The organism is Enterovibrio norvegicus, assembly GCF_002876705.1.
GTDB lineage: Bacteria > Pseudomonadota > Gammaproteobacteria > Enterobacterales > Vibrionaceae > Enterovibrio > Enterovibrio norvegicus_B.
On record NZ_MDAG01000068.1, the window covers coordinates 52424 to 77215 of the forward strand.

A 24792-nucleotide genomic window follows, 5' to 3' on the forward strand; every position below is an offset into this window, starting at 1 on the left:
GAGATGTAGGAATTACCTATTGGCTTGCTTCTCTTCAAAGGACTATACCTAAAGCAGTCGACAAGATGCGACATAATAAAAACCTTGGAGGTAAACCATGTCTGATGTGAGCAAATGTCCTTTTCACCCCGTAGCGGGTGGCGGTACAACAAACCGCGATTGGTGGCCAAATCAGCTTCGTATCGATATTTTGCATCAACACACTCCCGAGTCGAATCCACTGGGAGCGAATTTTAATTATCGTGAAGCATTTGCAAGCTTAGATTTAGATGCCGTGAAGAAAGATCTTCACGATCTCATGACAGATTCTCAAGAGTGGTGGCCTGCAGATTTTGGTCATTACGGCCCGCTATTTGTTCGTATGTCGTGGCACAGTGCGGGTACGTATCGTACCTCTGATGGTCGTGGTGGTGCGGGCACAGGTAACCAACGCTTCGCGCCTGTAAACAGCTGGCCAGACAATGGTAACTTAGACAAAGCACGTCGTTTGCTTTGGCCGATCAAGCAAAAGTACGGTCAGAAAATCTCGTGGGCAGACTTGTTGATCCTTACGGGGAATGTCGCACTTGAATCGATGGGATTCAAAACCTTTGGTTTTGCAGGTGGTCGTGAAGACATCTGGGCACCAGAAGAAGACGTTTACTGGGGTACTGAAAAAACCTGGCTAGACGACGAGCGCTATAAAGGCGATCGCGAGCTTGAAGATCCACTAGCCGCGGTGCAAATGGGCTTGATTTACGTTAACCCTGAGGGGCCAAACGGCAACCCTGACCCGGTTGCGGCAGCCATTGATATTCGTGAAACCTTTGCGCGTATGGCAATGGATGATGAAGAAACTGTCGCCCTGATTGCGGGTGGGCACACTTTCGGTAAAACCCACGGAGCGGGTGATGCGGCACATGTTGGTGCGGCACCAGAAGAAGCGTCAATTGAACTTCAAGGTTTGGGTTGGGCGAGCACGCATGGTTCAGGCAAAGCGGGTGATGCCATTACCAGTGGCCTTGAAGTGACATGGACACAAGCGCCTACACAGTGGACTAACTACTTCTTCGACAACCTGTTCGGTTATGAATGGGAACTGACGAAGAGCCCGGCAGGTGCACATCAATGGGTAGCGAAAGATGCAAAAGCTGACATTCCAGATGCATTTGAAGCGGGCAAGTACCAGCTTCCAACCATGCTGACGACGGACCTTTCACTTCGCTTCGATCCAGCGTATGAGAAGATTTCTCGCCACTTCCACCAAAACCCAGAAGCGTTTGCGGATGCCTTTGCTCGTGCTTGGTTCAAACTGACGCACCGTGATTTAGGGCCGCATTCACGCTACCTAGGGTCTGATATCCCAAGTGAAGTATTGATTTGGCAAGATCCTGTCCCTGCAAACAACTCCGCCGCACTTGATGATGCAGACATTGGCACGCTGAAAGCGAGCATCGATGCGACAGGACTTACCGTGTCTGAATTGGTGTCTACCGCTTGGGCATCTGCCTCAACGTTCCGTGGCTCAGATAAACGTGGTGGTGCAAATGGCGCACGTATCGCACTGGCTCCTCAGAAAGATTGGGATGTGAACCAACCTGCGCAACTTGCCAATGTATTGAACAAGCTTGAAGGCGTTCAACGTGATTTCAATAACGCGCAATTTGGCAACAAAGGCGTATCGCTGGCTGATGTGATTGTTCTTGCGGGTGGTGTGGGTGTTGAAAAAGCAGCAAAACAAGCCGGTCAAAATATCTCTGTGCCATTTACGCCAGGTCGTACTGATGCGAGCCAAGATCAGACGGATGTGAATTCATTCTCTGTGTTGGAGCCAGAAGCGGACGGTTTCCGTAACTATCAGAAAGCAAAATACACGGTGTCTGCTGAAGCACTGCTTATCGACCGTGCGCAGTTGCTGACGCTAACTGCACCAGAATTGACCGTGTTAGTGGGTGGTCTGCGTGTGCTTAACACCAATGCGGGCGGCCATTGTCATGGTGTGTTCACCGAAACCCCTGAAGCACTGACCAACGATTTCTTCGTTAACTTGTTGGACATGGGCGTGGAATGGAAGCCTGTTGATGGTGATGATGTGTTTGAAGGGCGTGACCGTGCAACCGGTGCACTGCGTTGGACAGGCACACGCGCTGATCTCGTGTTTGGTTCTAACTCGCAACTTCGTGCGCTTGCAGAGGTATACGCGACAGAAGATGCCAAGGGCAAATTCCTGAGCGACTTTGTTGCAGCATGGGTGAAAGTGATGGAGCTGGATCGCTTCGATCTTAAAAAATAAATCCTTTATTGAGAGCAGCTTCCTGCTCTCATTCAGAGGAGAGACAAAACAAAAACCGCTGATTCGTTCAGCGGTTTTTTCGTTTTCACCAGTATGGTTTCGATGTGATGATGTTCTCTCGAAGGGTGTTAGACGGCACCGCCGTCTGGGACGACCATAGGCAAATCCATACAACCATAATCCAGCCCTCGCTGGCTGAGTAAGCAGGTTAATTGTCCACGATGGTGCGTTTGATGGTTAAATAAATGTTGGCAGTATTCTCCGACCAATTTGGTTAACTTCACGCCTTCGGTATTGGTGTAATGAAATGGCTGGGAAGTGACGTCATCAGTCAGGTTTTCTGCCATCTCCAGAATAATGCGATCAACGCGTTGCCGCAGAGGAATGAGTGTGTCGAGGTGGGTAGCGAAGGTATCGTGAATGCCTTTGGAAACGGGTAAGCCTTCGAGTGTTGATGCACTCAGCCCAGCAACATGACAAGCGGCGAGTCGCTGCAGCATGATCAAATCGCCGAACAAAATGTGGTTCCAGTAATCGAGAATGCTCGGAAAAAAAGAGTGAGTATCTTCAGTGAGTTGCTCGCACGTCAACGTGCCACACACTGCTAGCAGTTGTTGGTTAATGCGCTGATTGTACCGTGCCATCATCCTGAAGTTTGATTGCAATTCCATGTGCTACCGTCGTTGTTTGTAGATAGTTGTTTGGGGATATTCTCGACGGTAATGGCTTTACGGCCACATTTCAAAGGGTAGAGATAGTTTGTTAGCGAAGGTCGCAAACTCGAGTGTAATGGTTAGCTATGCGCTACAACGGCTTATCTGACGGGTCATTTCTCTGCGTCGCATTGGCATCTCATCTATCACCTTCACCAACTCTTCTATGTTCACATTCTGCTGCCAGCGGAATTTCTCAGTGCCATCTTTTCCTATCAATACGACGATATGTTCTTCGTTAGCGACGCGGTATTTGTCGTACATTTCTAGAATTTCTTCGGGCGTAAAAATACCTCGCGAATCAGCGAGATCTTGAATGTTCAGAATTAACGGATGCAGATCACGGTCATCCATTTGGCAGCCGTGAATCAACATTTGGCGTTCAAAAGCTTCCACCTTCTCGTCTTTACTCGGCGCGAAAAACAACAAGGTGCGGTGTGATTTGATGAACCCATATTCGGGATACGCTGATGCGTTTGGAACGGCTCCAAACCCTGCAAACAGCACAAGACATATCGTGAGTAGTAAGCGCATAGCATTGCCTCCTGTAACACTCACCATTACGAAAGCCTAGCCTGAGTGGATTCATTCCGCACGCTCTGCTTTGCGAAATGCCCTACGGCTTGCTGTGTTTCTAGGATGTACTTTTGGTAACGCTAAATTGGTGCGAACTGTCTGTGCATTGCACCAAGGAAATGCATCAAGCGATCTTGCTTCCACATGAAAAGACACGTCGTGCCGTTTAATTAATGTAATTAATTCATTTGGATAGAAATAAATTTTGATGTGTGTCGCGCTTTTGGCAAGTGTTTTGCTGACATGGTTGTCAGTTAAATAAAACGGAGCGTTAGCAATGAAAGGAAAATCACTTGCACGAAAATGGTTAGGCACCGCGGCAATGATGGGGCTGGCTTTCAACGCGGTCGCAGAGGAAGACACCATCAAAGTCGGTGTACTGCATTCTCTGTCTGGCACCATGGCGATAAGCGAAACCACGTTGAAAGACACCGTGCTCATGATGGTGGAAGAGCAAAACAAACAGGGCGGTCTCTTGGGCAAAAAGCTCGAAGCTGTGGTTGTTGATCCTGCATCGAACTGGCCGTTGTTTGCAGAAAAAGCCCGCGAGTTGGTCGAAAAAGAGAAAGTCGATGTGGTGTTTGGGTGCTGGACTTCAGTGTCCCGAAAATCCGTTCTCCCTGTGTTTGAAGAGCTAAATAGTCTGCTGTTTTACCCTGTTCAGTATGAAGGCGAAGAATCCTCGAAAAACGTCTTCTACACTGGCGCTGCACCAAACCAACAAGCAATTCCTGCCGTCGATTACTTAAAAGATGAATTGGGCATTCAACGCTGGGTGTTGGCAGGGACAGATTACGTCTACCCACGTACCACCAACAAAATTCTCGAAGCGTATTTGATCGATCAAGGTGTCGCGAAAGAAGACATCATGATCAATTACACCCCATTCGGACATTCTGACTGGCAGTCCATCGTGGCTGACATCAAGCAGTTTGGTGCGCAAGGCAAGAAAACTGCGGTTGTTTCCACCATTAATGGCGATGCCAATGTGCCGTTCTACAAAGAGCTTGCCGCGCAAGGCATGGAAGCGGAAGACATTCCGGTTGTTGCCTTCTCCGTGGGTGAAGAAGAACTTTCGGGTATGGATACGTCATCCCTTGTGGGCCATTTGGCGGCATGGAACTACTTCATGAGCGTGGAAACCGACGAGAACGATGCATTTGTGGAGAAATGGCATGCGTACATTAAAGATGATGAGCGCGTCACCAATGACCCAATGGAAGCCACGTATTTAGGCTTTAACATGTGGGCGAAAGCAGTCGAGAAAGCGGGAACGACAGATTCTGACGTTGTTCAAGATGCCATCATTGGCGTCACCGTGCCAAATCTTACTGGCGGCTATGCGACCATGATGCCTAACCACCACATTACGAAGCCTGTATTGATTGGCGAGATCCAAGATGATGGTCAATTCGTCACGGTATTTGAAACACCGGATGTGGTTGCGGGAGATGCTTGGTCTGATTTCCTATCAGGTTCGAAAGATCTTTTTGCAAGCTGGTTGAAGCCCATGTCTTGCGGCAGCTTCAATGTAACAACCGGCCAATGTTCTGGCGTGAGCGAATAATTTTTCATTCCAACGTATAGCGATGGGCGCGCGCAGTAATCGTGCGTGTCTGTTGCTAAACCATGTTGTGTTTTCCTGCTGTGCGGATCGTCTCTGCATTTTTGTAGCCGTGACAGCAGGGCTTTTCAAAGGATTGAAAAATGCAGTTTTTCGCTTCAATAAAACCTCTCCCTCTCGTCACGGCATTCTGTTTTTTGTGTCTGATAACGGCACTGCTGTTTGTAAAAAGTGTTTCTGCGAATGCTGACATATCCCATTCTTCAGTCGTGACCCTTGAGGACATTTCGCCACTGCTTACCAGCAAGAAATTTTCAGAGAAATACAGTGCTGTCGGGCTTGTTGCCAACAGTGAACTTGCGCAAAAGCAACAGATATTAGAAGGGCTGTTAAACAAGAAAATCGTCTATAAAAAAAGCGATAAATCGCTGTGGTTTCTCGGTCAAACACCGTTGAAAAAAGGCAGCCAACTTGCCGCATTGTCAGATGGTCGCGAACAAGAAGTCATGAAGAAAAGAGACTATCGCGCCGTATCGCTCAACAACAAAATGCGCTCTGAAATACGCACGCAATTGGCCACCTTGTCATTGCAGGGCGAAGACCTAGATGCCAAGCGCGACGGGGCTAAACGTCTCCTCGGGGGAATTGATTCCGCGTTGGCAGAACGCCTGCCTACACTCATTGAAAGTGAAAGTGACGCCGTCACAAAAAACACGCTAATTGTGGCGTTAGCCGTCTCAACACTGGCCGATAAATCATCAAAAACGAACGAAAAAATACAGGCGGTATCAACGTTAGAAGAGTCAGGGTTACCTGAGGCATTTGAAGCGTTACAAAGCGCCAATAACCTCAAACCAAAAGACAGTGAATTGGGTGAAGCGATAACACGTGCGCTAGCCCGTTATGAAGAAAAGCAGCGTGTCGTTAACGTCGCGCAAACGCTGTATTTTGGATTGAGCTTAGGGTCGGTGTTGGTACTTGCGGGCATTGGTCTTGCTATTACGTTTGGTGTCATGGGCGTGATCAACATGGCGCACGGTGAGCTGATCATGATTGGGGCATACACCACGTATGTGTTGCAGCAACTCATGCCTGCCTACACAGGAATATCGTTACTTTTATCTATTCCTTGTGCGTTTGTGGTGTCAGGCTTGGTCGGGATTTTGATTGAACGTACCGTGATACGTCACTTGTACGGCAGACCACTTGAAACCTTGCTCGCGACATTCGGCATCAGTTTGATCTTGCAACAAGCCGTACGCTCCATTTTCTCTCCGCTTAACCGCTCCGTCAGCACGCCTGAATTCATGTCTGGCATGATTGACGTGACGCCGATGCTGCAACTTACGGCAAGTCGCGCTTACATCATCATCTTCTGCCTTATGGTTTTCTTCGCGCTCTTGTTTGTTCTGCGTAAAACCCCGTTGGGTTTGCAGGTGCGCGCTGTTTCTCAAAACCGTCCTATGGCGCGCGCAATGGGGGTGCGTTCTGAGTGGGTAGACATGGCGACGTTTGGCCTTGGCGCTGGTGTTGCAGGCATTGCGGGCGTGGCGCTTTCACAACTCACCAATGTGGGCCCGAACATGGGGCAAGCCTACATCATTGATTCCTTCATGGTGGTGGTGTTTGGCGGCGTGGGCAATTTGTGGGGCACGTTGGCAGCGGGATTAAGCCTTGGTGTGTTCAACAAAATTCTTGAGCCTTGGGCGGGGGCGGTCTTGTCCAAAATTCTCGTGCTCGTCTTCATAATTCTGTTTATTCAAAAACGCCCGAAAGGACTCTTTCCTCAACGTGGCCGTATGGCGGAGGGCTAATCATGGATCGTCGATTATTTGATAAGCCAAGCACCACATTGATTGCCTTATTGGGGCTAAGCATTGTGCTCGTGCCTGTCTTGAACCTATGGGTACCTGCGGACAGTCCGTTCCACCTAGAAACCTACACCGTCTCCTTGCTTGGTAAATACCTTTGCTACGCCATTCTCGCGCTTTCCGTCGATTTGGTATGGGGCTATCTCGGGATATTGAGTCTTGGGCATGGCGCTTTCTTTGCACTTGGGGGTTACGCCATGGGGATGTATTTGATGCGCCAAGTGGGAGACCGTGGTGTATATGGCGACCCGTTTCTGCCGGATTTCATGGTGTTTCTGAACTGGACGGAATTGCCGTGGTTTTGGCATGGTTTTGACCAGTTCTGGTTTGCCTGCGTGATGGCGGTTGTCGTACCGGGTGTACTCGCGTTTGTGTTCGGCTGGCTCGCGTTTCGTTCGCGGGTGTCAGGTGTGTACTTGTCCATCATGACCCAAGCGATGACGTTCGCCTTAATGCTGGCGTTTTTCCGCAACGAAATGGGGTTTGGTGGTAACAACGGCCTGACCGATTTTAAAGACCTCCTTGGTTTTAGCTTGCAAAGCGATACCACGCGCGTCGGCTTGTTTATGGCGACAGCCCTTGGACTGATCATTACCTATTTGCTGTGCCGTGCCATTGTCAGCAGCCGACTTGGAGCATTGGCGATCGCAGTGAGAGATGCAGAGTCTCGTGCACGCTTCGTCGGATTTGCTGTAGAGAACAGCAAGCTTTGGTTGTTTGTTGTTTCCGCCGCAATTGCAGGAATAGCGGGGGCGCTGTACGTGCCACAAGTCGGGATCATCAACCCTGGCGAATTCGCTCCACTTTTGTCCATTGAAATCGTGGTTTGGGTCGCCCTTGGCGGGCGGGCCACGCTTTATGGCGCTGTCATCGGTGCAGTGATCGTTAACTATGCAAAAAGCTGGTTCACCGTTGAATTCCCAGAGGTTTGGTTATTTGCATTGGGGGCGCTCTTCGTGGCTGCCACCTTGTATTTACCAAAAGGTGTCACTGGGCTTTGGACCAAACAGGAGACGAGCCAATGAATGCAAACACCGTAGTGCAGCAAAGCGTTGCTCAGCAGCGAGAAAACCTCTCGGATGCGACAGAAAGCGGGTCTGCATTTCTTAAAGATCTGACGCGCCGCGATCAGGTTTTCAACTTCCTCAAACCGCCTTACAACCCCAAGGTCGACATCAAAAACGACATGCTGCTCTACGTCGAAGGTGTCTCGAAATCGTTTGACGGCTTCAAAGCCATTAACGATTTAAACCTCTACATCAAGAAGGGCGAGCTTCGCTGCATCATCGGCCCAAATGGCGCGGGGAAAACCACCATGATGGACATTATCACGGGGAAAACGCGTCCTGATGTAGGGGAAGTGTGGCTAGGGCAGAGACTCGATTTGCTCAAGATGGATGAAGCCGACATTGCCAATGCAGGTATTGGCCGAAAATTCCAAAAACCTACCGTGTTTGAAGCACTCACCATCTGGGAAAACCTCGAGCTTGCCATGGCGGGAAACAAGGGTACGTGGCAAATGTTTCGAGCCGTGTTATCCGGTGAGCAAAAATGCGACATCGAACAAGTGTTAGAGCTAATAGGCTTAAAAACGCTGTCGAAAATGATCGCTGGAAAACTCTCTCATGGGCAAAAGCAATGGCTAGAGATTGGCATGTTACTGATGCAAAAGCCGACGTTGTTGCTGGTGGATGAACCCGTGGCAGGGATGACGCACCAAGAAATGGACCGCACCGCGGAATTGCTGCTTTCTCTTGCCGGCTCACATTCCGTGATGGTGGTCGAACACGACATGGATTTTGTCAGAAGCATTGCATCAACCGTGACGGTGCTGCACCAAGGGCATGTGCTTGCGGAAGGTTCAATGCAAGCGATTCAAGATGATGCGCGTGTGAGAGAAGTGTACCTCGGGCAATAGTCCACTGATGGACGAAAGATCATAAGGAAAAGACATGCTGGAAGTGATTGGCGTGAATCAACGTTACGGCGACAGCCAAACATTGTGGGATTTATCCCTCACTGCGCCAAAGGGCAAATGCACGGTGGTGATGGGGCGAAACGGCGTCGGCAAAACCACCTTGATGGAAAGCATTATGGGGCTGTTGTCGATTGATGATGGGCAAATTGTGGTTGATGGCAAAGACATTGCGAAAACCCGCGCTGAGATGCGACCGAGAGACGGTGTTGGGTATGTGCCGCAAGGGCGTCAGATTTTTCCCATGTTAACCGTGGAAGAAAACCTACGTATTGGACTGCCTATTCGCCCAAAACATGACAGGAAAATCCCTGCGTTTATCTACGAGCTTTTTCCTGTGCTTGCTGACATGAAGCGCCGATTTGGCGGCGATTTGTCAGGTGGTCAACAGCAGCAGCTCGCCATTGCGCGCGCCTTGGTCATCGACCCTAGCTTATTGCTTCTGGATGAGCCGACGGAAGGGATACAGCCCAACATTGTGCAAGAAATTGGCGACATCATTACACGCCTGAATCGCGACATGGGATTAACCGTGTTGTTGGTGGAGCAGAAACTGCCTTTTGCCCGCAAGGTTGGCGACCATTTTTGTTTGGTTGATCGCGGCAAGAATGTCGCAAGTGGCGAAATGGATGCGTTGTCAGACGATTTGATCCGTCGTTATTTGACGGTATAGACGCGGATAACCGAGGACAAACAGGTGGACGAACGGATGATAGAAACGGCATGACACAAATAACCCTGTGCAACGACATGGCTGGAGAAGAAAGCAACGAGGCGACCTCGTCCGTCACTTCTTTGCCTGCGGCGTCTGTTCCCGCGAGAGGGTGGGAAGCGGAACTGGTGCTTGGCTATGAAGTCAGCCGAGACAAAACCGTGCTTCGACACAGCTCGCACCGTGGGCCATTGGCGATTCAACGTGCTTTGTACCCAGAAGGCGGCGTTTGCCATAGCCATTTATTGCACCCGCCGGGGGGCGTTGTTGGTGGTGATTCGCTCGACGTAAACGTGTGTGTTTCTGCGGGGGCTGAAGTGTTACTGACAACGCCGGGTGCCACGCGTTTTTATCGTTCTGATGGACGCGTCGCCAACCTAGAGCAGCACTTTACTGTGGGCGAACATGCACGATTAGAGTGGGTGCCGTTAGAAAACATTGCCTTCCCAGGGGCGATTTTGACCACACAAACCGATTTTCGTCTAAGTACTACGAGCCAGTTTATTGGCTGGGATATTTGGACGCTGGGACAACCCGCAACGGAAACCCCTTTCGGAAACGGCGATCTGAATGGCCTCACAAGAGTGTTCATTGATGACACCTTGATCCTCTGTGAGCGCCTTCGCGTCAACCCAGAAACGCAACGTTTCTCCGCATCATCTCTGCGTGATCACCCTGTTTGCAGCACCCTCATCATGTACGACGGCCATCGCCAAAAAAGGACATCGGACGAAACCGAACAATCCCTGTGCGAACAATCTCTTTGCGAGCAATTGGTCGAATGGTGGGAAAGCGAACGCGAAAACGTCCAGCAAAAAGATCCAAGCATCGTTTTCGGTTTCACCGACTGCGATGGATTACTGATCGTGCGTGGGCTAGGCGAAAAAACCGAAGCCTTGTTTGAGGTGTACACGCGCATTTGGCAAAAAGTGCGGCATGAATGGACGGGTATAACACCGGCTATTCCGCGTATTTGGCGTACCTAAAAACGAGCGAAGCTAGCCACAGAAAAGCCAAGCAAGATCAGCAAGAACAGCGAGAAGAACAGAAAGCATCACCAACACAACGAGGAGAGCACGATGGAGCTAACCCCACGAGAAAAAGACAAACTCATGCTCTTTACGGCGGCATTGCTGGCAGAGCGGCGAAAAGATCGAGGGTTAAAGCTCAATTACCCTGAAGCCGTCGCCCTGATCAGTGCCGCCATTATGGAGGGCGCGAGAGACGGTCGCACCGTTGCAGAATTGATGGATTTTGGACGCACGATCCTCACGGTGGATGATGTGATGGACGGTGTGCCGAGCATGATCCACGACGTGCAAGTTGAAGTGACTTTTCCTGATGGCACCAAATTGGTGACCGTTCACGATCCCATAGTGTGAGGTGTTGATATGTCACACGGTTCTCAAACCGCAGTTCATGGCTTTGTGCCCGGTGAACTGCGTGCAAAAGACGGCGAAATTGAACTTAACGCGGGTCGCGCCACGGTGATGGTAGACGTGGCAAACACAGGCGATCGCCCCATACAGGTTGGTTCGCACTATCACTTTTATGAAGTGAACGATGCATTGATGTTCGACCGAGCGTCCGCCAAAGGGTTTCGTTTAAACATTGCATCCGGCACCGCGGTGCGTTTTGAGCCAGGTCAAAGCCGAACTGTTGAGTTGGTCGCGTATGCCGGCACACGCACTGTGTATGGCTTTCAAGGTCGCGTGATGGGTGCTCTGGATGGTGCGAATGGCACATCCAGCGCGGTGAATAGCAACCCAACCGACGATAAGGACGATTAACATGGCGAAGATTTCACGTCAGGCATATGCCGAAATGTTTGGCCCGACAACGGGTGATTGTTTACGTCTAGCGGATACCGAGCTTTGGTTGGAGGTGGAAAAAGACTTCACCATCTATGGTGATGAAGTGAAGTTTGGCGGCGGTAAAACCATCCGTGATGGGATGGGACAAAGCCAGCGCCCAAGTGCGGAAACGCCGGATTTGGTGATCACCAATGTGGTGGTGCTGGATTATTGGGGCATTGTAAAAGCCGATGTCGCTGTGAAAGCAGGGCGTATCGAAGCCATTGGCAAAGCCGGTAACCCTGATATTCAAGATGGCATCGACATTGTGATTGGCCCGGGTACCGAGGTGATCGCGGGTGAAGGTCAAATTCTCACTGCTGGCGGTATTGATACCCATATTCATTATATTTGCCCGCAACAGATAGACGAAGCACTCACGTCAGGCGTCACGACCATGGTTGGCGGTGGCACAGGCCCAGCCACGGGCACGAATGCGACAACCTGCACACCAGGACCATGGAACATTCACCGTATGCTGCAATCGTTGGATGCATTCCCAATGAACTTTGGTTTGCTTGGGAAGGGCAACGCCAGTTTGCCTGAATCGCTTGAAGAACAAGTCGCCGCGGGCGCGTGTGGGTTAAAACTCCACGAAGATTGGGGGTCGACACCCGCAGCCATCGACAACTGCATGTCCGTCGCGGAGGCCACTGATGTACAAGTCGCGATTCACACGGACACCCTGAACGAGTGTGGCTTTGTAGAAGAAACCTTAGCGGCGATCGGTGATCGTGTTATTCATACCTACCACACAGAAGGGGCGGGCGGTGGTCATGCGCCAGACATCATCAAAGCGGCGGGTTTGCCAAATGTCTTACCCTCTTCAACCAACCCGACCCGACCCTACACGGTCAACACGGTTGACGAACACTTAGACATGCTGATGGTCTGCCACCACTTGTCACCGGCCATTGCAGAAGACATCGCCTTCGCGGAATCTCGTATTCGCCGTGAAACCATCGCAGCCGAGGATCTTCTTCACGATCTTGGTGCCTTCTCGATGATTTCTTCTGACTCGCAAGCCATGGGGCGTGTGGGGGAAGTGGTGATCCGAACCTGGCAAACCGCGCACAAAATGAAGGTGCAGTTTGGCGCACTAGAAGGCGACCCAAGCCATAGCGATAACCAACGCATTAAGCGTTATGTCGCGAAATACACCATCAACCCCGCCATCACTCACGGTATGGCGCATGAAATCGGGTCGATTGAAGCAGGGAAACTTGCAGACTTGGTGCTTTGGAAACCTGCGTTCTTCGGTGTGAAGCCATCTTTGGTCATCAAAGGCGGGTTAATCGTTACCGCTCCGATGGGTGACCCGAACGGCTCCATTCCTACACCTCAGCCTGTGCATTATCGCCCGATGTTTGGCAGCTATGGCCGTGGCCCAGCGACGAGTTCACTGCTCTTTATGTCGCAATCTTCCATTGAGAACGGCGTGCATGACATGTTGGATCTACAAAGCGGTATTAGCGCAGTAAAAGGCTGTCGGACCATTCGGAAAAAAGACATGAAACTCAATGATTGGCAGCCCAATATCGAAGTTGACCCACAAACCTATGAAGTGCGCGCCGATGGTCAATTGTTAGTGTGTGAACCCGCAGATGTGTTGCCGATGGCGCAGCGTTATTTCTTATTTTAAGTGGAGGGGAGAATGATTGAATTCACTCAGCGAATTAGCGTTGAACATGACAAAAACCACGCATCTCCTGTTACTGGCACGGTTAGTTTGGGCATTGATGCGCGAATCAAAAGTCGCATCAAGGTGGCTTTAGACGATGGGCGAGATGCGGGGCTATTTCTTCCTCGTGGTATCACGCTTCGCGATGGCGATGTGTTGGTCTCCACAGAGGGCGAACATGTCCGCGTGGTGGCAGCAGAAGAGAAAGTGTCAACGGCGAAAGCCGATTCTCCGCTTCTGTTAGCAAGATTGAGTTATCACCTTGGAAACCGGCATGTGCCGCTTCAAGTCGGTGACGGCTGGGTACGTTATCAACACGATCATGTGCTCGACGAAATGGTGGGCTTGTTGGGGGGAGAGGTGGTCGTCGAAATGGCGCCGTTTGAACCAGAAGCAGGGGCATATGGCGGTCATTCCTCTGGGCATCACCATCATCACTGAATGAACCAAGAGAAAGCATTCGCAAAAAGAAATAATGAACAAGGAAACGTAAGCATGAAAAAGACAACACAACTTGCTGCAGTATGCGCAGTGTTTATTGGTTTAATTGCGCTGCCAGCATCGGCACACCCTCATAAAGAGTCAGCCAGCGGCGATTCTATTGTTAATACGGTCACGCATGATCATGCTGGCGGCGTTGTCACGACAAACGCTTGTGCGGGCAAAAACAGTGAAAAAGAGACCTCTGCTGATGACTGCACAGTATCGCCTGTTTCAACTCATTAGCCCGTCTCTGCCTGTCGGTGCATTCAGTTACTCCCAAGGGCTTGAGTGGGCGATTGAGTGTGGCTGGGTAGGGAGCCAATCCGATTTAACGGATTGGCTTAATAGCTTGGCGTTTGATTCGATGCAATACCTCGAACTGCCTGTGTTGCGTCGTTTATATCGTGCATTTGAATCACACGATGTTGAAGCGGCGGAGTACTGGTGCCAATGGTTATATGCCAGTCGTGAAACTGCGGAGTTTAGGAAAGAAGAAACCCAACGCGGCAGAACCATGTTGACCTTGCTCAAGCAACTCAAAGTGGTGGATGAGGGAGACGTTTGGGCGAGCATTGCGCAAAAAAGCCAAATTGCGGGCTTTGCACTTGCAGGCGTTCGTTGGGGCATTGAAGAAGAAACCCTGTGTGAGGGCTATATCTGGAGTTGGCTAGAAAATACCGTGATGGCAGGTGTAAAGCTTATCCCTCTAGGGCAAAAAGCAGGGCAAGAAGTGCTGTTGACGATGACGCCGGTGCTCGATGATGTGGTGGCTGCATCACATGATGTGATGGATGATCAAGTCGGTGGTTTTTCGCCTGCGCAAGCCATCGCGTCTAGCCAGCATGAAACACAATATTCACGATTATTTCGGTCTTAGCGCACTTAGGTTAAGGCGACAAGGAGAACGAAGATGAGCTACAAACAACCTTTACGAGTCGGTGTGGGTGGTCCGGTTGGGTCAGGGAAGACCGCATTGCTTGAAGTATTGTGTAAAGCCATTCGAACCACATACAGCATTGCCGTGGTCACGAATGATATTTATACCCGCGAAGATCAACGAATTTTGACGGAAGCACAAGCTTTAGATGCTGACCGGATTGTGGGTGTTGAAACAGGCGGGTGTCCGCACACGGCTATCAGGGAAGATGCCTCTATGAACCTGGAAGCCGTGGACAGCTTGGCGCGCCATCATAAAGATCTGGATGTGGTGTTTGTTGAAAGTGGTGGCGACAACTTGAGTGCAACGTTTAGCCCAGAACTCGCTGACCTCACTATCTATGTAATTGATGTGGCGGAAGGGGAGAAGATCCCGCGGAAAGGTGGTCCAGGTATTACGCGTTCAGATCTCTTGGTTATCAATAAAATCGATCTAGCCCCTTATGTTGGCGCAGATCTTAACGTGATGGAAGCTGACACGAAACGGATGCGTAAAGACAAACCGTACGTGTTTACCAACTTAAAAGAGAAACAAGGTTTAAGCGAGATCATCGATTTTATCGAAACAGCAGGGATGCTAAAGAAAGCGGGCTAAATACCCGCGTTTAATTGATTTCTTAGCGAGGGTTTGTTGACCTTTAGTGGTGATTTTTGAGGTGAACAGACCCTTGCAACGCGTGCTTATTTCGCCAGTGTATTTACTGCATCTTGAAGCTGTGCTTTTAGTTCTTCATTGCGCAGCGTTTGCGTTTCCATGTCGAAGTTATCGTAGAAACTTGGCACAGAAAGCGACCCTTTAACATCTGCGGCAAAATAAGGTGCAGAACCGACAGCGCCTTGAAGCACAGAGCTTGCACCGCCAGGGCCTGGTGATGTTGCAAGGAATACCACAGGCTTGCCTTGGAACACTTTCATGTCGATGCGTGATGTCCAGTCGAACACGTTTTTATACGCTGCCGTGTAAGAACCATTGTGCTCAGCAAAAGAGATGATGATGGCATCCGCGTCGCCGATTTTTGCAAAGAATGCTTTCGCTTGTTCTGGTTGACCCAATTCTGCTTCGCGGTCTGAGCTGTAAATCGGCATTTCAAAATCGTTCAAATCGAGCGTTTCTACTTCCGCACCTTCAACAAGGTTTGCTGCATAAACCGCCAATTGTTTGTTGATTGATTGAGAGCTGCTGGTTGCGCCAAATGCTAGTACTTTCATTGTGTTTTCCTCTAAGAATTCGTGTTTTTCTCGCCGAGTGGCGTCAGGTCATAAGCCTGTGAGTTTGGTTGACGTCTTATGTCTTGAGCTCACTATAACTCTGCGCCATATGAAGATTAATGATGTTTTTGAAGAAGGATTGTTTCCATATGACATGTAATTAACTATGATCTCTCACTGAGAGAGCGTGAGGCGATAAAAATGAACACACAATTGCTTGATGGAATGGTGATATTTCGAGAGGTCATGAAGGTTGGTAGCTTTACCAAAGCGGCTGATCGTACTGGCCATTCAACATCCTACATCAGTAAGGAAATCAACAAGCTAGAAGAACGTTTAGGCGTACGTTTGTTGCACCGAACAACACGTTCATTGAGTCTAACGCCGGAAGGTGAGTTGTATTACGAGCAGTGTCGTCAGATTGTTCAGGATGCAGAAGAGCTCGAAAACGCCATGCTGGGACGTCAGGTCACGCCGAAGGGAAACCTGAAAATAAGCTGTCCAACCAGTTTTGGTTTGACGCGCTTAGCGCCTCTTTTGCGGGGCTTTGCCGATGCATACCCTGACATTACACTAAACATTGAACTCAATGATCGAAAAGTTGACTTGGCGGCGGAGGGGTTTGATATCGCGGTGCGCGCTTCACAGGCACTCGATGATTCAAGCTTGATTAGCCGTAAAATTCACTCGTCACACGCGGTCACCATTGCTTCACCGGCTTATCTCGAAAAGCATGGAATACCGACGCATCCTAAAGAGCTCGTTAATCATAAAGTTATCAGCTATAGCAACATCCCGTCTTACAACACATGGCGTTATAAAGATCATGATGGCAGTGCGATTGATGTGGAACTTGAAAGCTTTGTCGCGAGTAACAGTTCGCAGTTAGAGCTTTTGTTGTGCCTTTCTGGCGAAGGCATAACGCGTATGCCGCTGTTCAACTTGAATGGTGAGATTGATTCTGGCGAGCTCGTGGAATTGTTCACCGATTTTCCGCGAACCAATATTGATGTGTTTATTGTTTATCCGAGTCGTAAACATATGTCTTCGAAGGTACGCTGTTTCATCGATTTTCTTATTGACGCCATGGACGAGGAATAGATCCAATGGTCCTTGTCGTATAGCGCTTAGCGCCGGCTCCTTGTTTAGGACGGGACACATCAATAGAAAAAGCCCCAAGAAGGGGCTTTTTTGCTTTCTAATGGCTAAACGCTTTTTGCTATTTGCCGAAACCGTAATGTCGTATGTAACCCACGCTAACCCAGGCGACAAGCAGAGTTGCAACGGTTAGCTCTGCTAATCCTAGCCGTTCGAGCCAAGCCCAGTGCGCATGATCTTTCTCAAGCCATAATGTGAGTCGTTCCATTGCAACGGCGCTGATCACTGAAGGGAAGGTCAGTGCCGCGATCGTCGGCTGAAAAGGTTCTTTCAATAAGTCGAAATAACACAGGTAGACAAAGAGCGTCATCATGATCCCTACACCGGCAAGTGCGCCGGCTAAAACAGGATCAGGGTTCGGCAAGTTAACCAAGTAGGCAGTGAGGGCAAGGTTAACGGGGGCAGCCATAATGGCGAGTACTGGACGACTGTTTTTCGGCAAGCTTTCTAAAAAGCACAGACGGTAAAGCACAAAGGGCAGCATGAAGAAGTATGCACCAATACAAACGTGCGCCAGCAAGGCCGATTCATCGGTAAACCCTAGCTTCGGGGCGGCCAGCGTGCTGCTAATTAAGCCGACAGGGTATAAAAACCAGCTTGGGTAGATATTGCACTTCTCAAACGATTTGAACTGGTGAAAGAAGAAGTAACAAGCCATAAAGACGTGCATCGTCATGGCGGGATACCAAATCATGGCTGCGGCTTTGGTATCAAATTCCGCAAGGAAATCGGCCATCAATAGCAATGACATGGTCATCGGTGCCATGAGACTGCCATAGAGAGGATCCCGAAGATCTTGTAAAAAGCGTTTAGGTTCGAAGGCGTATTTCAGCCACACAGGCGCGATTAAGAAAATGCCAATGACCGATAAGAGCGGGCGTGTGAGTTCCCCTGTCGGAGGATGATAAAGCGTCCATGCGACGCCGAGGCCAAAAAATGCCATCGCGAGAGAAGACTGTGCGGTTGGCACAAATCGAAAAGGGGAGCGAAAAACGGAAAGTTCAGTATCCATGACTATTTTAATGCTGTGTTTCGAGCGGCCATTATACGTGCGGTTATGAACAATTAAGAATGTCGATCCGACCTTAATTAATGATTTTAAACCGTATGTGTGATGAAGACACAAGAGCGATGCGTAAAACCCACAATATGCAACGAACGCAAAGCATAATCCCTGCCGACATTATGTGATGATGTTAACAAATTGTTGTTTACGGAAACTAGGTCACATTCATAGAAATGAGATGTGGAAGGGGTAAAAGGGCGGCCTATACTCAAGATGCACCCAAAGAGAACCTTATGACGAATAGAGGACTGAGCGACAACGCTACACATCATCGGGCAACAGAAAGCCGATGTGGATTTGGGTTGCAAAACAATTTGGAGCGTTACATTAGCGTAGGAATACGCCACAGATAGAGATAAGACCTTGCTTTCTAACAACCCGTGATTATTAAACTCGCGAGGTAACGATGCTCAACGAAATGAGCAATGCAGGGCACGAAATATCGACGTAAAGCAATTTCACAGTATTTCTTTTAATCAATGTAGAATAATCAAAAAGCCACCCGCTGAGGTGGCTTTTTTCTTTGGAAAGAAATAGAACATCAGAAAGAAATAGAACGTCGACCAGATGTGGAACGAGAGTGGGTGTCGGTATCTGATTCTTTTACAGGCTTTTCGCTTTGTTGGCTTTTGCCTTTGCTATTCGCTGCTGTTGCACTTAATCCGTTTTTCTTTGGTTGTTTTTGTTTTTTAGCAACAGGGGCCGGTGCAGGTTGAGGCGCTGCTTCGTGGCTTTGCTTATTCTCACGCGCTAAACGCGGCTCCGTGGGTGCTGGTGGGCTATCACACAGCAGCACGTAGAACTCTTCATTAAAAGCAATCACATCGCCGTCATAAATCTTGCAACGTTTACGCGTTTCTAGTTCGCCATTCACAATCACGTAGCCTTCAGCGATAGCATGTTTTGCTTCGCCGCCGCCACTGACTACATTGGCCAGTTTAAGCACTTTGTAGAGTTCGACAGGTTGAGAGCTTACTTCGATGCCGATCGCTTCAACTTCAAATTCTTCGTGTGTCATGTCTGTATGTCTCTATCACTATTTCGAGGCAGTGTAACTGAACATGCATTTTGACACTACGAATAGTGGCGTGTGGGCTCGCCAAAAGACGGTGAAATTGAATAAATCGTATAAATTTCAGCCATTAAGTGTGTTGGTGCATATTATCTGTGATCTATACAACATAGATTCGGCGAGAATCACTTGAAAGTTGAAACCTAATGTAATAAAAATGGTCATAACGTGACAGTTGATTAAAAACCAATCTAATTAACGCTGTCGCTTGTGCTGCTTCTTTAAAGCACATGGAGAAGAGGTCCTCTACAAAAAAAGAGGAAGTTAGCCAGCTAATGGCATCCGTGTTTTAGGAGGCAGGTTTATCAACTCAGGAATGTAATGTCGTTTTGTGATTCATCAAGGTGAACGCGAAATTGCGCATTTTAACCTGATAAAAAAAAGAGGTGTTTATGAGTAATAAAAGCAGACGCCTGTGGTTCTACCATCAAAATAGACCACAAACCACGCGTCCACTAAAAATGCGCTAGTCGCAACAAATCCAGAAACGTCGCTACGGCGTTTCTGGTTGTAATACCTTCCTTCAAGCGTCATTTACTTACCTTCTTTACCGAATCTCAGACTGAACCCGAAAAATTGGGGTAACTGTCAGAAAAACCGTTATAAATCCGTATTATCCTGCACAAAGTGGCTACAATTTAGTCTATACAGCTCGTTGAGCGTGGACGTAAAAAGTAAGACGCAGGAGATAGTCGATGAACGTATTGTCGTGGGAGAATATTTCAAAACTAGAGGGCCAATCTGTCCAGCTGATCGATGGCGCAGAAAATGAGTACGAAGTGCTTGTTGAATCCGTCAACGAAGAGGAAGGGAACGGTACCACCATTGATGATCGTCTCGTCGAACATTACACCATTGTACTCGTTGGTCCTGAGGATGCAGAGTTTCCTCAAGGCAACTATCTCATCTCTCACCATTCCATGGGCCAGCAAATCTTGTACATGATCCCTGCAAAGAACAATCACTACACCATTACGATGAACACGGAAGCATAAGCACCTCGCTACCTTGTCGCTACACCCAGTATCGTGAGCGTCTTGGGCTAAGTTCTGGTCTCGCTTAACTGATTGGGAAATGGTCAGGTTAACGGTGTAACTGTGACAGAAGAATTTATCTGGTTATCTGCTCGCATTATCATCAGACACATCAATAAAGGCTTGATTCGATACCTTTGTCGCATCGATCGTTGGTATGATGTGCTTCTCAATCGCGCTTTTTATAGGGAATTCATGCAACGCACGTTTCGCGTCATTGTCAGCACACTCTTCTTGTTGTTTTCACTGTTGCTTTCGCCTTTCTCTCATGCCAGTGATAGAGAAAGGGTGCTCGTTTTTGCTGCTTCCTCGATGACAACGGCGTTAGACCAGATTGCTCAGGCCTACCAGAAACAAACTGAACGTACTGTTGTTTTGTCTTATGCATCCTCTTCTGCACTTGCTCGGCAACTCGCTTATGGCGCACCAGCAGACATCTATGTCTCCGCAAACGAAAAGTGGATGAACTACGCCGTCGACCAAGCGGTGGTTGACACCAATACATTATCTCCGTGGGTCAGCAATGCATTGGTTGTTGTCAGTGCCCGTGATGATATTTCTCAGGTCAACCTCGATGATGCGTCTTTCCTTCATGCTATTGGTAATGCGCGTATGGCTATCGCAGACCCAACGCACGTGCCTGCAGGTATTTACGCAAAAGAGTCGCTCGAAAACCTTCAGCTATGGCCGGTGTTAGCGAATAAATTGGCTTACTCAAACAGTGTGCGCGCTGCGTTGGCGTTGGTAGAGCGTAAAGAAGCGCCCATTGGCATTGTTTATCGTTCAGATGCGATTGCATCAAAGGCAGTACATGTTGTTGCCGATGTGCCTGATTCATCCCATGCACCTATTATCTTTCCGAAAGCGATGACTAAAGATGCGTCTGAAGCTGCGGCGCAGTTTTTTGATTTTCTGTCTTCAGATGACGCACACCGCATTCTGGCAGAGCAGGGTTTCAACGTGGTGTCATCCTCGCCATCCGATCAGGAACTCTCGAAATGAACCTTCTATGGAGTAATGTTTAACGCATGTTGTTAACTCCTCTTGAATGGCAAGCCCTCGGGCTGAGCTTGAAAATATCCACGGTTGCCGTTGCTGCAAGTTTGCCACTTGGTATTGCTGTCGCTTGGCTGTTGGCGCGTAAACAATTCCCAGGTAAATCTGTTCTCGATGGTGTGATTCATTTGCCCTTGGTGCTGCCACCTGTGGTCATTGGTTATCTATTGCTGGTGGTCATGGGACGTCGTGGTGCCGTCGGGGAGTGGTTATACAATACGTTTGGTGTGTCATTTTCATTCAGCTGGAAAGGCGCAGCATTGGCGTCTGCCGTGGTGGCTTTTCCTTTGCTGGTAAGGGCGATTCGCTTGTCGCTAGAGTTGGTTGATCAGCGTCTTGAGGATGCAGCAAGAACCTTAGGTGCACCGCCATGGCGCGTTTTCTATTCGATAACATTGCCCTTAATCGCCCCGGGTATTTTGTCAGGTTTGGTGTTGGCGTTTGCCCGAAGTTTGGGCGAGTTCGGCGCAACCATTACGTTTGTTTCGAACATTCCCGGGGAAACGCAAACCATCCCATTGGCCATGTTCGCATTTCTCGAAACCCCAGGCGCTGAAGAAAGTGTCGCGAGACTCTGTATTCTTTCGATAGTTATCGCATTGCTCTCCTTGTTTGGTTCGGAATGGCTGAGTCGCCGAATGAAGAAAAGGATGGGCTTGTCATGATCACCTTGAATTTTTCGTTAGCACTCGACAATTTTTCATTGTCATTAGACGAAACTATTCCATCGTCGGGGATTACTGCGATCTTTGGCCGTTCTGGCGCGGGAAAAACATCGCTAATAAATGCGATCAGCGGGCTATCAGTGCCAGACACAGGCAAGATTTCGGTGGGTGAATCAACACTGTTTGATGCAGAAAAAAACATCAAACTGCCACCCGAAAAACGACGTATCGGGTATGTGTTTCAAGATGCACGTTTGTTTCCTCATATGTCTGTTGAGAAGAACCTGCGGTACGGGCAATCACGTGCGAATCCTTCAATGTTTGAAGAAATCACCCAGTTGCTTGGCATTGGAGAATTACTTGCTCGCTACCCTCGTGATTTGTCGGGGGGCGAAAAACAACGTGTAGCGATAGGGCGCGCATTGCTTTCTGAGCCTGAGCTGTTGATCATGGATGAACCCACCGCTTCTCTCGATGGTCCACGCCGACAGGAGCTGATTTCCTATTTGCTTCGCCTGACGGAGTCGCTCTCCATTCCAATGATTTACGTCAGTCACAGTTTGGATGAAATCCTGCAATTGGCTGATCATATGTTGCTGCTAAACAAAGGCAGGGTGATCGCCAATGGTTCACTGCATGACGTGTGGAGTTCAGAGCACATGCAGCCGTGGCTGTCGGTAAAAGAACAAAGTGCCTTGGTCACCGCCACAGTGGTAGGGACGCATCCGCGCTATGCAATGTCGAAACTCGATCTTGAAGGTGAAACATTGTGGGTTCCGAGTGTTGAGGCAGCGCTAGATTCTCGCCTGAGATTGCGTGTCTTTGCTAATGACATTTCGATAGTGAAAACACCTGCATCAGACACCAGTATTCGTAACGTGCTGCCTTGTTTTATTGAGTCAGTGGTGAGAGCGAAGCAGGGTGAGATGTCGACAGGTTACTGCCAAGTGATGTTAAGAATGGGTAACGAGGTATTGATTGCAAATATCACTGAGTGGGCAGCTGATGAACTTGCATTATCGACGGGTGACAAGGTGTTTGCTCAATTAAAAGGCATCAGTATCGCGAAAAGCGATCTGGCACAGCATCATAGTAATTTCTAACAAATTACTTGCATACTTTTCGTGAGTTTTCAGTAGAATCCCCGTTACCGTACACTGTGTGTAGTGTGCCGCAAACGTCCTAGAAATATATGTATAAGAAGTATTATCGTGAGCGAATTAGATACTCTATTTAGAGAACTTACTCGAGGTGAGTACAGGGGGACTAAATGTTTGGTTGGCTAACCGGCTTGTTTGGCAAGGAAAAACTCAAGTCGACAGATTGGGTCAAAAAACTCATGCAGGCCAATAAAACGGGCAGTTACAGCAAGTACAAGGAATACTACGATAAACACGTTGTGCGTATTCACAAAACGTATCACGCAGACTTTGTTCGATTTGAGCGCTTTGCGAATCAAACTTATAAGAAGAATGATCAGCGTGCATTTCTAGCGATTAAAACCGCGATGTATGCGCATAAGCTAGGGCAAATCAAAGTGGCTGCATGTGTAACAGCGTCAGTGATTAACTTTAATAGAAGATTACTCGACAGTAAGCAGCTTCAAATCCACCCACGTTTGATGCGAGCTGCAACCGCGCTGCATAAGCAAATTATCGAAACACACGCGAATTCGAAAATGAAGAAGCGAAAAGAAAAAGCCTGATGAATCAGGCTTTTTTTATGTTCGACGTAAAAGTTGGATGATAGGGCGAGTTAGCGAGAAGTACTGTCGAACCTAAAATGACGTTCAGTGAGATCTACAGCTTTCGTGAATCAGGTGATCGAGAGATTCCGTCACTTCTAAGCTGCCATTTTCCATCGTATTTAGATGATTCACCATCGATGTATAGTCACCGCGTGCGCCAGATTCTAATGCCAATTTTCCTGATTCGTGAACCAGCTTGTGAGGCCTGTCTAGCTTGTTGAATGACGAAAACTGACTGAAGTATTTCGCACCATCACCTTTGAAGTACCATTCTCCCAATCGGCATTCGGTATGGCTGTTTACTGTCTTTCCAAAATCGCTGTTGCTGATGTAGCCATAAACAACGGATTTCCATACAGCGTGATCGAGCTTAACCGTGTTTAAGAATGCTGTGGTTGCCGCGTCTTGAATCACTTTCTGCATGACTTTGGATTTGTCGATAACATCATGTACGACGCTACCAATTTGCGTGGAGGAGGTTGCAACTTCCTCTGCGCCGCGTTGGCTTTCTTCTACGAACTCTTGGATCTCAGCATTTTGAAGGATCACTTTCTTTACTAGGCTTTCGATTTGTTGGCTGGCTTCACCGGCTTTTCGTGCCAGTTGACGAACCTCATCGGCGACGACAGCAAAGCCACGGCCAGCTTCACCTGCACGGGCTGCTTCTATGGCGGCGTTTAATGCGAGAAGGTTCGTTTGCTCAGAGATCTCTTTGACGGCAGCAACGAAGCGGTTGATTGATGTGGTGGTTTCTGTGAGTTCAGCAACAGCGCTTTGATTGCGCTCCACATCCTTAGAAATTCGCGTTGCTCGAATCGAAAGGTTCTCAATTGCAGTGAGTGTCTGCGCAAACATGCCATCGAGTTCGGAAAGTTCATGTTTTTCAGAAAGGAGTTTCTCTGCATTCGTGACGAGCCCTTCACGAATGGACGTGAGCATTTCAGCCCCTTTTAGCTGACACTGGCTCGTTTCTGTAAGATTGCTAATGATGTTTTCGAGTTCATTTATCTCAGCCTTGCTTTCTTCCAATTGTCGGTCGAAATTTAAACGTTCTTCTGCGTGATTTTCTTCTAGTTCACGTAGTCTACGTTCAAAATCAAGAGCGACTTTTTTGTTGTTCCAAAACGCCATTTACAACACCTTTCTTAT

The 24792-nt window shown here is 48.7% G+C and carries 26 protein-coding genes; 20 read left to right on the forward strand and 6 right to left on the reverse strand.

From position 1 onward, the window contains the following. Positions 1 to 97: 97 nt before the first annotated feature. Positions 98 to 2272 (forward strand): catalase/peroxidase HPI, encoded by a 2175-nt coding sequence (gene katG, locus BCT27_RS23115; protein WP_102396915.1) that lies wholly within the window; start codon positions 98 to 100, stop codon positions 2270 to 2272. A 128-nt stretch (positions 2273 to 2400) separates the two neighbouring features. On the opposite strand, the gene BCT27_RS23120 is transcribed toward katG, so the two are convergent. After that, the gene (locus BCT27_RS23120; RefSeq protein WP_102396916.1) at positions 2401 to 2943 is read right to left on the reverse strand and encodes a DinB family protein; all 543 of its coding nucleotides are present in this window, start codon (positions 2941 to 2943) and stop codon (positions 2401 to 2403) included. A gap of 126 nt (positions 2944 to 3069) precedes the next feature. After that, positions 3070 to 3519, reverse strand: coding sequence for a DUF4174 domain-containing protein (locus BCT27_RS23125; RefSeq protein WP_102396917.1), 450 nt, complete (start codon positions 3517 to 3519; stop codon positions 3070 to 3072). 319 nt (positions 3520 to 3838) lie between these two features. Between BCT27_RS23125 and urtA the strand changes: the two genes are divergently transcribed. The 13 genes from urtA to ureG all read left to right on the forward strand — a co-directional run bounded on the left by urtA (position 3839) and on the right by ureG (position 15231). Further along, the gene (urtA, locus tag BCT27_RS23130) at positions 3839 to 5128 is read left to right on the forward strand and encodes an urea ABC transporter substrate-binding protein (RefSeq protein WP_102389833.1); all 1290 of its coding nucleotides are present in this window, start codon (positions 3839 to 3841) and stop codon (positions 5126 to 5128) included. 140 nt (positions 5129 to 5268) lie between these two features. Beyond that, positions 5269 to 6939: an urea ABC transporter permease subunit UrtB gene (gene urtB / locus BCT27_RS23135; RefSeq protein WP_102396918.1), complete on the forward strand. Its 1671-nt coding sequence runs from the start codon at positions 5269 to 5271 to the stop codon at positions 6937 to 6939. A gap of 2 nt (positions 6940 to 6941) precedes the next feature. Continuing rightward, positions 6942 to 8021, forward strand: coding sequence for an urea ABC transporter permease subunit UrtC (gene urtC / locus BCT27_RS23140; RefSeq protein WP_102396919.1), 1080 nt, complete (start codon positions 6942 to 6944; stop codon positions 8019 to 8021). After that, on the forward strand, positions 8018 to 8914 hold the full coding sequence (urtD, locus tag BCT27_RS23145; protein ID WP_102396920.1) for an urea ABC transporter ATP-binding protein UrtD: 897 nt from the start codon (positions 8018 to 8020) through the stop codon (positions 8912 to 8914). The genes urtC and urtD overlap by 4 nt, the downstream gene beginning before the upstream one ends. A gap of 34 nt (positions 8915 to 8948) precedes the next feature. Beyond that, positions 8949 to 9644 carry an urea ABC transporter ATP-binding subunit UrtE gene (urtE, locus tag BCT27_RS23150; protein WP_102317960.1) on the forward strand — a complete coding sequence of 232 codons (696 nt, stop codon included), beginning with the start codon at positions 8949 to 8951 and terminating at the stop codon, positions 9642 to 9644. Positions 9645 to 9694: 50 nt separating this feature from the next. Next, positions 9695 to 10669 carry an urease accessory protein UreD gene (locus BCT27_RS23155; RefSeq protein WP_102396921.1) on the forward strand — a complete coding sequence of 325 codons (975 nt, stop codon included), beginning with the start codon at positions 9695 to 9697 and terminating at the stop codon, positions 10667 to 10669. A 93-nt stretch (positions 10670 to 10762) separates the two neighbouring features. Further along, a complete protein-coding gene (ureA, locus tag BCT27_RS23160) occupies positions 10763 to 11065 on the forward strand; it encodes an urease subunit gamma (protein WP_017011572.1) in 303 nt (100 codons plus the stop codon). Between the two features lie 9 nt (positions 11066 to 11074). Then, complete coding sequence (locus tag BCT27_RS23165; RefSeq protein WP_102389839.1) at positions 11075 to 11473, forward strand: urease subunit beta; 399 nt, start codon at positions 11075 to 11077, stop codon at positions 11471 to 11473. A gap of 1 nt (position 11474) precedes the next feature. Then, positions 11475 to 13178, forward strand: a complete 1704-nt coding sequence (ureC, locus tag BCT27_RS23170) for an urease subunit alpha (RefSeq protein WP_102396922.1) — start codon at positions 11475 to 11477, stop codon at positions 13176 to 13178. A gap of 12 nt (positions 13179 to 13190) precedes the next feature. Beyond that, on the forward strand, positions 13191 to 13658 hold the full coding sequence (gene ureE, locus BCT27_RS23175) for an urease accessory protein UreE (RefSeq protein WP_102396923.1): 468 nt from the start codon (positions 13191 to 13193) through the stop codon (positions 13656 to 13658). A gap of 54 nt (positions 13659 to 13712) precedes the next feature. Continuing rightward, the gene (locus BCT27_RS23180; RefSeq protein ID WP_102397027.1) at positions 13713 to 13943 is read left to right on the forward strand and encodes a hypothetical protein; all 231 of its coding nucleotides are present in this window, start codon (positions 13713 to 13715) and stop codon (positions 13941 to 13943) included. Next, positions 13909 to 14577, forward strand: a complete 669-nt coding sequence (locus BCT27_RS23185) for an urease accessory protein UreF (RefSeq protein WP_102396924.1) — start codon at positions 13909 to 13911, stop codon at positions 14575 to 14577. Before BCT27_RS23180 ends, BCT27_RS23185 begins: the two co-directional genes overlap by 35 nt. A gap of 33 nt (positions 14578 to 14610) precedes the next feature. Then, complete coding sequence (gene ureG, locus BCT27_RS23190) at positions 14611 to 15231, forward strand: urease accessory protein UreG (protein WP_102317954.1); 621 nt, start codon at positions 14611 to 14613, stop codon at positions 15229 to 15231. Between the two features lie 86 nt (positions 15232 to 15317). Here the strand turns inward: ureG and BCT27_RS23195 are convergent, their stop codons facing one another. Next, positions 15318 to 15845: an NADPH-dependent FMN reductase gene (locus BCT27_RS23195; protein ID WP_102396925.1), complete on the reverse strand. Its 528-nt coding sequence runs from the start codon at positions 15843 to 15845 to the stop codon at positions 15318 to 15320. Positions 15846 to 16046: 201 nt separating this feature from the next. On the opposite strand from BCT27_RS23195, the gene BCT27_RS23200 reads away from it, so the two are divergent. Further along, on the forward strand, positions 16047 to 16946 hold the full coding sequence (locus BCT27_RS23200) for a LysR family transcriptional regulator (protein WP_102396926.1): 900 nt from the start codon (positions 16047 to 16049) through the stop codon (positions 16944 to 16946). 118 nt (positions 16947 to 17064) lie between these two features. Here the strand turns inward: BCT27_RS23200 and BCT27_RS23205 are convergent, their stop codons facing one another. Continuing rightward, positions 17065 to 18015: a TDT family transporter gene (locus BCT27_RS23205; RefSeq protein WP_102317951.1), complete on the reverse strand. Its 951-nt coding sequence runs from the start codon at positions 18013 to 18015 to the stop codon at positions 17065 to 17067. A gap of 595 nt (positions 18016 to 18610) precedes the next feature. Further along, entirely contained in the window at positions 18611 to 19087 is a 477-nt protein-coding gene (locus BCT27_RS23210) for an RNA-binding S4 domain-containing protein (protein WP_102396927.1), read from the reverse strand. A gap of 749 nt (positions 19088 to 19836) precedes the next feature. Between BCT27_RS23210 and BCT27_RS23215 the strand changes: the two genes are divergently transcribed. From BCT27_RS23215 to BCT27_RS23235, 5 genes are all read left to right on the forward strand, one after another. After that, complete coding sequence (locus tag BCT27_RS23215; RefSeq protein WP_017009957.1) at positions 19837 to 20136, forward strand: DUF6916 family protein; 300 nt, start codon at positions 19837 to 19839, stop codon at positions 20134 to 20136. Between the two features lie 102 nt (positions 20137 to 20238). Then, positions 20239 to 21177, forward strand: coding sequence for a molybdate ABC transporter substrate-binding protein (gene modA, locus BCT27_RS23220; RefSeq protein ID WP_422386146.1), 939 nt, complete (start codon positions 20239 to 20241; stop codon positions 21175 to 21177). Between the two features lie 26 nt (positions 21178 to 21203). Then, on the forward strand, positions 21204 to 21896 hold the full coding sequence (gene modB / locus BCT27_RS23225; RefSeq protein WP_102396929.1) for a molybdate ABC transporter permease subunit: 693 nt from the start codon (positions 21204 to 21206) through the stop codon (positions 21894 to 21896). After that, positions 21893 to 22999 carry a molybdenum ABC transporter ATP-binding protein ModC gene (gene modC, locus BCT27_RS23230; RefSeq protein WP_102396930.1) on the forward strand — a complete coding sequence of 369 codons (1107 nt, stop codon included), beginning with the start codon at positions 21893 to 21895 and terminating at the stop codon, positions 22997 to 22999. The genes modB and modC overlap by 4 nt, the downstream gene beginning before the upstream one ends. A 167-nt stretch (positions 23000 to 23166) precedes the next feature. Next, positions 23167 to 23601 (forward strand): hypothetical protein, encoded by a 435-nt coding sequence (locus BCT27_RS23235; RefSeq protein ID WP_102317946.1) that lies wholly within the window; start codon positions 23167 to 23169, stop codon positions 23599 to 23601. A gap of 84 nt (positions 23602 to 23685) precedes the next feature. Here the strand turns inward: BCT27_RS23235 and BCT27_RS23240 are convergent, their stop codons facing one another. Beyond that, the gene (locus BCT27_RS23240) at positions 23686 to 24774 is read right to left on the reverse strand and encodes a methyl-accepting chemotaxis protein (RefSeq protein ID WP_102396931.1); all 1089 of its coding nucleotides are present in this window, start codon (positions 24772 to 24774) and stop codon (positions 23686 to 23688) included. Between the last annotated feature and the right edge of the window lie 18 nt (positions 24775 to 24792).

Coding starts and splice junctions, on each gene's coding strand:
- urtC (WP_102396919.1), top strand. CDS start 6,942: ATGGATCGTCGATTATTTGATAAGCCAAGCACCACATTGATTGCCTTA.
- modC (WP_102396930.1), top strand. CDS start 21,893: ATGATCACCTTGAATTTTTCGTTAGCACTCGACAATTTTTCATTGTCA.
- BCT27_RS23200 (WP_102396926.1), top strand. CDS start 16,047: ATGAACACACAATTGCTTGATGGAATGGTGATATTTCGAGAGGTCATG.
- BCT27_RS23165 (WP_102389839.1), top strand. CDS start 11,075: ATGTCACACGGTTCTCAAACCGCAGTTCATGGCTTTGTGCCCGGTGAA.
- BCT27_RS23215 (WP_017009957.1), top strand. CDS start 19,837: ATGAACGTATTGTCGTGGGAGAATATTTCAAAACTAGAGGGCCAATCT.
- ureC (WP_102396922.1), top strand. CDS start 11,475: ATGGCGAAGATTTCACGTCAGGCATATGCCGAAATGTTTGGCCCGACA.
- BCT27_RS23155 (WP_102396921.1), top strand. CDS start 9,695: ATGACACAAATAACCCTGTGCAACGACATGGCTGGAGAAGAAAGCAAC.
- BCT27_RS23125 (WP_102396917.1), bottom strand. CDS start 3,519: ATGCGCTTACTACTCACGATATGTCTTGTGCTGTTTGCAGGGTTTGGA.
- BCT27_RS23210 (WP_102396927.1), bottom strand. CDS start 19,087: ATGACACACGAAGAATTTGAAGTTGAAGCGATCGGCATCGAAGTAAGC.
- BCT27_RS23240 (WP_102396931.1), bottom strand. CDS start 24,774: ATGGCGTTTTGGAACAACAAAAAAGTCGCTCTTGATTTTGAACGTAGA.
- BCT27_RS23195 (WP_102396925.1), bottom strand. CDS start 15,845: ATGAAAGTACTAGCATTTGGCGCAACCAGCAGCTCTCAATCAATCAAC.
- ureE (WP_102396923.1), top strand. CDS start 13,191: ATGATTGAATTCACTCAGCGAATTAGCGTTGAACATGACAAAAACCAC.
- BCT27_RS23185 (WP_102396924.1), top strand. CDS start 13,909: ATGACTGCACAGTATCGCCTGTTTCAACTCATTAGCCCGTCTCTGCCT.
- BCT27_RS23120 (WP_102396916.1), bottom strand. CDS start 2,943: ATGGAATTGCAATCAAACTTCAGGATGATGGCACGGTACAATCAGCGC.
- urtD (WP_102396920.1), top strand. CDS start 8,018: ATGAATGCAAACACCGTAGTGCAGCAAAGCGTTGCTCAGCAGCGAGAA.
- katG (WP_102396915.1), top strand. CDS start 98: ATGTCTGATGTGAGCAAATGTCCTTTTCACCCCGTAGCGGGTGGCGGT.
- urtE (WP_102317960.1), top strand. CDS start 8,949: ATGCTGGAAGTGATTGGCGTGAATCAACGTTACGGCGACAGCCAAACA.
- urtA (WP_102389833.1), top strand. CDS start 3,839: ATGAAAGGAAAATCACTTGCACGAAAATGGTTAGGCACCGCGGCAATG.
- BCT27_RS23180 (WP_102397027.1), top strand. CDS start 13,713: ATGAAAAAGACAACACAACTTGCTGCAGTATGCGCAGTGTTTATTGGT.
- urtB (WP_102396918.1), top strand. CDS start 5,269: ATGCAGTTTTTCGCTTCAATAAAACCTCTCCCTCTCGTCACGGCATTC.
- BCT27_RS23235 (WP_102317946.1), top strand. CDS start 23,167: ATGTTTGGTTGGCTAACCGGCTTGTTTGGCAAGGAAAAACTCAAGTCG.
- BCT27_RS23205 (WP_102317951.1), bottom strand. CDS start 18,015: ATGGATACTGAACTTTCCGTTTTTCGCTCCCCTTTTCGATTTGTGCCA.
- modB (WP_102396929.1), top strand. CDS start 21,204: ATGTTGTTAACTCCTCTTGAATGGCAAGCCCTCGGGCTGAGCTTGAAA.
- ureA (WP_017011572.1), top strand. CDS start 10,763: ATGGAGCTAACCCCACGAGAAAAAGACAAACTCATGCTCTTTACGGCG.
- ureG (WP_102317954.1), top strand. CDS start 14,611: ATGAGCTACAAACAACCTTTACGAGTCGGTGTGGGTGGTCCGGTTGGG.